Source organism: Nostoc sp. CHAB 5715 (genome assembly GCF_020829685.1).
In the GTDB taxonomy this organism is placed as follows: domain Bacteria; phylum Cyanobacteriota; class Cyanobacteriia; order Cyanobacteriales; family Nostocaceae; genus Nostoc.
Map to the genome: position 1 here is coordinate 1 of NZ_JAIVFR010000583.1, position 4899 is coordinate 4899.

Genomic DNA, 4899 nt, shown 5'->3' on the forward strand with positions numbered 1-4899 from the left:
CAAGGACGCAAAGAGAAGAAAGAAAAAAGAGATATATAATTTTCACAAATGACTTAGGACTGCTATATCAAGCAGCGCGTATGTTAGTCGGGGTCTAAATCCCCGTCACAAAACGTAATTGCGAACTGGTTTAACTCTTGGGCATTATTAATTTTGAATTATTGGGGCTTGCGATCGGCTTCAGCAAAAAAATGTAACTTTGCCGCACCTATTTATATTTAAATAATTTATCTAAAAAAATGAATTAAATAAACAATGTATATATTAAATATTTTTACTTGATATTAAAAAATATATATGTTAAATATAAATGTTTGGGATTGAGTCAAGAAACCCTTAATCTAAGCAGTGAACTGTTTGTAATAAATCCCAAAAACGCTGGTGAACTAAAGCTCCTCAGTACACTAGCCAGAGAAGAGTAGTCAATAGTTAACAATTAGCCCATCAACTTAAGTCATAGCTTCAGGATGTCTATAATCTGTTATACAGGCATCCAAAAGCTTTGCCTGTGCTAAAATCAGCATACCGGCACGACCGCAGATGATGGGATAAAGCCATGTTTGAGCGCTTCACAGAAAAAGCCATTAAGGTAATCATGCTGGCCCAAGAAGAGGCCCGCCGTTTAGGTCACAACTTTGTCGGAACCGAGCAGATCCTCCTGGGTCTGATTGGCGAAGGCACTGGAGTGGCTGCCAAGGTGCTGAAATCAATGGGCGTCAATCTCAAAGATGCCCGAATTGAAGTTGAAAAAATTATCGGACGGGGATCAGGCTTTGTTGCCGTGGAAATTCCGTTTACGCCACGGGCGAAGCGAGTTTTAGAACTCTCCTTGGAAGAAGCACGCCAACTGGGGCATAACTACATTGGCACCGAGCATCTGCTGTTGGGCCTAATCCGCGAAGGGGAAGGTGTAGCAGCCAGGGTGCTAGAAAACCTCGGTGTGGATCTATCTAAGGTAAGAACCCAAGTCATCCGCATGTTGGGAGAAACTGCCGAAGTTTCACCAGGCGGTTCATCCGGGCGCACGAAAACCCCGACTCTGGATGAATTTGGCTCCAACCTCACCCAGATGGCAATGGATAATAAGCTCGATCCGGTGGTGGGACGCGCCAAGGAAATTGAGCGGGTGATTCAGATATTGGGTCGCCGAACTAAAAATAACCCAGTGCTGATTGGGGAACCAGGGGTCGGTAAAACAGCGATCGCTGAAGGTTTAGCTTCACGCATAGCCACTAAAGATATCCCTGACATCCTGGAAGATAAACGCGTCGTCACGCTGGACATTGGTTTGCTCGTAGCAGGAACCAAGTACCGGGGTGAATTTGAAGAACGCTTGAAAAAAATCATGGATGAAATCCGCTCTGCGGGTAATGTCATTCTCGTGATTGATGAGGTACACACCTTAATTGGTGCGGGTGCAGCAGAAGGTGCTATTGATGCAGCTAATATCCTCAAGCCAGCTTTGGCCAGAGGTGAGTTGCAGTGCATCGGTGCTACAACCCTAGATGAATACCGGAAACACATCGAGCGAGATGCAGCCCTAGAGCGGCGTTTCCAACCAGTGATGGTTGGCGAACCTACAGTTGATGAAACAATTGAAATTTTATATGGTTTGCGCGAACGCTACGAGCAACACCACAAACTGAAAATCTCCGACGAAGCATTGGTAGCGGCGGCGAAGTTATCAGACCGTTACATTAGCGATCGCTATCTCCCAGATAAAGCCATCGACTTAGTTGATGAAGCTGGTTCTAGAGTGCGCTTGATTAACTCCCAACTGCCACCCGCAGCCAAAGAGTTAGACAAAGAACTGCGTCAGATATTAAAAGAAAAAGATGACGCGGTGCGCTCTCAAGACTTTGACAAAGCTGGGGAATTGCGCGATCGCGAAATGGAAATCAAAGCCGAAATCCGGGCGATCGCTCAAAGCAAGACCAATGCAACTGGCACAGAACATGAAGAACCTGTAGTTACAGAAGAAGACATTGCCCATATTGTCGCTTCCTGGACTGGGGTACCGGTGAACAAACTCACCGAATCTGAATCTGAAAAGCTGCTGCACATGGAAGACACCTTGCATCAGCGTTTAATTGGTCAAGATGAAGCTGTGAAGGCAGTTTCACGGGCAATTCGCCGCGCTCGTGTCGGTTTGAAAAATCCCAATCGACCCATAGCTAGCTTTGTCTTCTCTGGGCCTACTGGTGTAGGTAAAACCGAGTTGGCGAAGTCCTTGGCTGCTTACTTCTTCGGTTCCGAAGAAGCAATGATCCGCTTAGATATGTCCGAATACATGGAGCGTCACACCGTCAGCAAGCTGATTGGTTCACCTCCAGGTTATGTTGGTTATAACGAAGGTGGTCAGCTGACCGAAGCCGTGCGGCGGCGTCCTTACACCGTGGTGTTATTCGACGAAATCGAAAAAGCCCACCCCGATGTATTCAATATGCTGCTGCAAATTTTGGAAGACGGTCGGTTAACTGATGCCAAAGGTCGCACGGTGGACTTCAAGAACACTTTGCTGATTTTAACTTCCAATATTGGTTCTAAGGTAATTGAAAAAGGCGGTAGCGGTATCGGCTTTGAATTCTCCGAAGATGCCAGCGAGTCAACTTACAACCGGATTCGCTCTTTGGTAAACGAAGAACTCAAGCAGTACTTCCGTCCAGAGTTCCTCAACCGACTCGATGAAATTATCGTCTTCCGTCAGTTGAGCAAGCCAGAAGTGACCCAAATCGCCGAAATTATGCTCAAGGAAGTATTTGGTCGTCTCACTGAAAAGGGTATCACCTTAGAAGTTAGCGATCGCTTCAAGGATCGATTGATCACTGAAGGTTACAGTCCCAGCTACGGCGCAAGGCCATTACGTCGGGCAATTATGCGCCTGTTAGAAGATAGCCTAGCAGAAGAAATTCTGTCTGGTCGCATTAAAGATGGCGATACAGCCCTTGTTGATGTGGATGAAAATGGCGTTGTGCAAGTTAGTTCTCAACAGCGTCGGGAATTGTTACCCCAAGGTGTTGAGTAAGATTTAGGGTTTGAGATTTAAGTCTCAAATAGAAAATTAGAAAACGGTAGAGTATTTATTGCTCTACCGTTTTTTGTGTTATTTGATAATTTGCTTATCAAAGTTTACGCCAAGCCGAGGTAGCAGTTTTAGTTCCTGGTACTATTTCAATAAGCCCCTGCTCTCTAAGTCTATTAAAAGCCGCTTTGATAGTACTTTCAGAGTCTACACTGGCGATTCTTCGTGCAATTTTGTTAGTTATATTTTCATGATCATTTAAGTATTCCATAATTGCTGATTCAATTGAAGCAAGGGGTTCATGTCGAATATAGACAATTACTGAGTTTTCTTGATCAGCAAAACCACGCCAAGTACGTTGATTTTTACCATCAATTTCAGTTTCATCAATTCCAATATAAACTTCACCACCACTAGCATTTGCAAATGCAGATATAGAGCGAGTTAGTTTGGCTGGTTTTATATTTATTGATTTCAAGTCTAAAAAGTGGCTTTCCTCAGATGATAGAATTTGACTAACCTGATCATAATTAATCTTTTCAACTTCAATTGACATAAGAATTTTTCAGTTACGACTTTAGTCTTAAGTAAGAATTCTAGTACTCGACTATGAGTGTAGTTACTCAGCTGTCGCGTCAGCCTAATGCCACAATCAATATTTATATCAGTTTTATCACATACTCCTATGCATGTCTTTATCTTCAATCAATTGACTGATTCTGAATCAGACCTGAAGTGCCTTTAAAATGGAAGAATATAAAAAATCATTGGGAGGAATCAATCGTAATGAGTGGGATAGTTGCTAAGTGGACGATTGACGAATATCACCGCATGATTGACGCTGGCATTTTGAGCGATCGCCTTTTATAGGTAATTTCAGATATCATTTACCCATATAATCAGTGGGTAAATCAAGTAAAGTGGATATGAAGCCCACAAACGAACAAACTCAGGGACTCTACAGGCTTTGTTATCGACTTACTAATGTCATTTACCCTGGATGGCCATACACAAACATCGAACTTGTTAGGGTAGATGAACGTACTGGAAACTTATACGTACTTGCTGGCGAAAATTTGGACTTTGAGATTAAACCAACCGGAGGGTATGAACCATGACAGTAGCTAAGTATGGAGCAATGAATCTCAATGAACTACGTCGCTATGTTCTCACTCACCGGGAAGATGTTGCAGCTTTTCATGTGTATATTGATCGCTCAAAATCTGAAGGGCAAATGATCAGCATAGACTTGAATGATGAAAATTGGGAAGACAAAGTTAAAGAAGCAATTAAATATAGTTCCAATGCTATTCGTTGGTACTGTAGTAATACACCAAAATATACTAAAGAAGCTCAGATAATTTCTGAATGGTGGAATCATTTAGATAATAAATTTGTTACCAAGCATCATCTTACTGGAATAGAAATTGATCAAGCAACTGGAATCTGGGAACCAATTCAAATTAACCCGCCAGTGCAAATACGCATCAGTGAACCAAGTCTAGAAATTGGTCAATTTACTACGTTGCTCAAATATAGAGGTCAAGATAACTCTATAAAACAAATAGAAGCCGTTGCTATTGACCTGGATATTGCAAAGCAAAACCTATTTGTTTGGCCGACTCAAGCAGCAGAAGTTTTTATTTTCTCAACAGAGGCTACTTAACACTTTGCTGTACTCAGTTCTAATTTCACTGAGATATTTTTTACTCTCAACATTTCTGTATTTTGTGCGGTGATTCTCCTTTTGTTCAAGATTAGAGCCGTGAACAAGTCGATATATCCAGAAAGCAACTACAATTCATCAATTGTTACTAAACCGCCCTCGATAAACTGTATGATAAGTTCATGCTCATCAAGTAAAGCAGTTCCTAATA

At 42.3% G+C, this 4899-nt stretch carries 4 protein-coding genes; 3 read left to right on the plus strand and 1 reads right to left on the minus strand.

All coding sequences use genetic code 11. The features are described 5' to 3' along the window. The first annotated feature begins 556 nt into the window (after positions 1–556). Positions 557–3025 carry an ATP-dependent Clp protease ATP-binding subunit gene (locus LC574_RS26615; RefSeq protein ID WP_229456604.1) on the plus strand — a complete coding sequence of 823 codons (2469 nt, stop codon included), beginning with the start codon at positions 557–559 and terminating at the stop codon, positions 3023–3025. Between the two features lie 97 nt (positions 3026–3122). Here LC574_RS26615 and LC574_RS26620 read toward each other — a convergent pair whose 3' ends face one another. Next, on the minus strand, positions 3123–3578 hold the full coding sequence (locus tag LC574_RS26620) for a helix-turn-helix domain-containing protein (protein WP_229456606.1): 456 nt from the start codon (positions 3576–3578) through the stop codon (positions 3123–3125). A gap of 370 nt (positions 3579–3948) precedes the next feature. On the opposite strand from LC574_RS26620, the gene LC574_RS26625 reads away from it, so the two are divergent. Both LC574_RS26625 and LC574_RS26630 read left to right on the plus strand, forming a co-directional pair. After that, positions 3949–4140, plus strand: coding sequence for a hypothetical protein (locus LC574_RS26625; RefSeq protein WP_190876219.1), 192 nt, complete (start codon positions 3949–3951; stop codon positions 4138–4140). Next, complete coding sequence (locus tag LC574_RS26630; protein WP_229456608.1) at positions 4137–4688, plus strand: hypothetical protein; 552 nt, start codon at positions 4137–4139, stop codon at positions 4686–4688. Before LC574_RS26625 ends, LC574_RS26630 begins: the two co-directional genes overlap by 4 nt. Positions 4689–4899: the final 211 nt, after the last annotated feature.

Excerpts from the sequence above, each read along its gene's own strand:
- LC574_RS26615 (WP_229456604.1), top strand. The coding sequence starts at position 557 with ATGTTTGAGCGCTTCACAGAAAAAGCCATTAAGGTAATCATGCTGGCC.
- LC574_RS26620 (WP_229456606.1), bottom strand. The coding sequence starts at position 3,578 with ATGTCAATTGAAGTTGAAAAGATTAATTATGATCAGGTTAGTCAAATT.
- LC574_RS26625 (WP_190876219.1), top strand. The coding sequence starts at position 3,949 with ATGAAGCCCACAAACGAACAAACTCAGGGACTCTACAGGCTTTGTTAT.
- LC574_RS26630 (WP_229456608.1), top strand. The coding sequence starts at position 4,137 with ATGACAGTAGCTAAGTATGGAGCAATGAATCTCAATGAACTACGTCGC.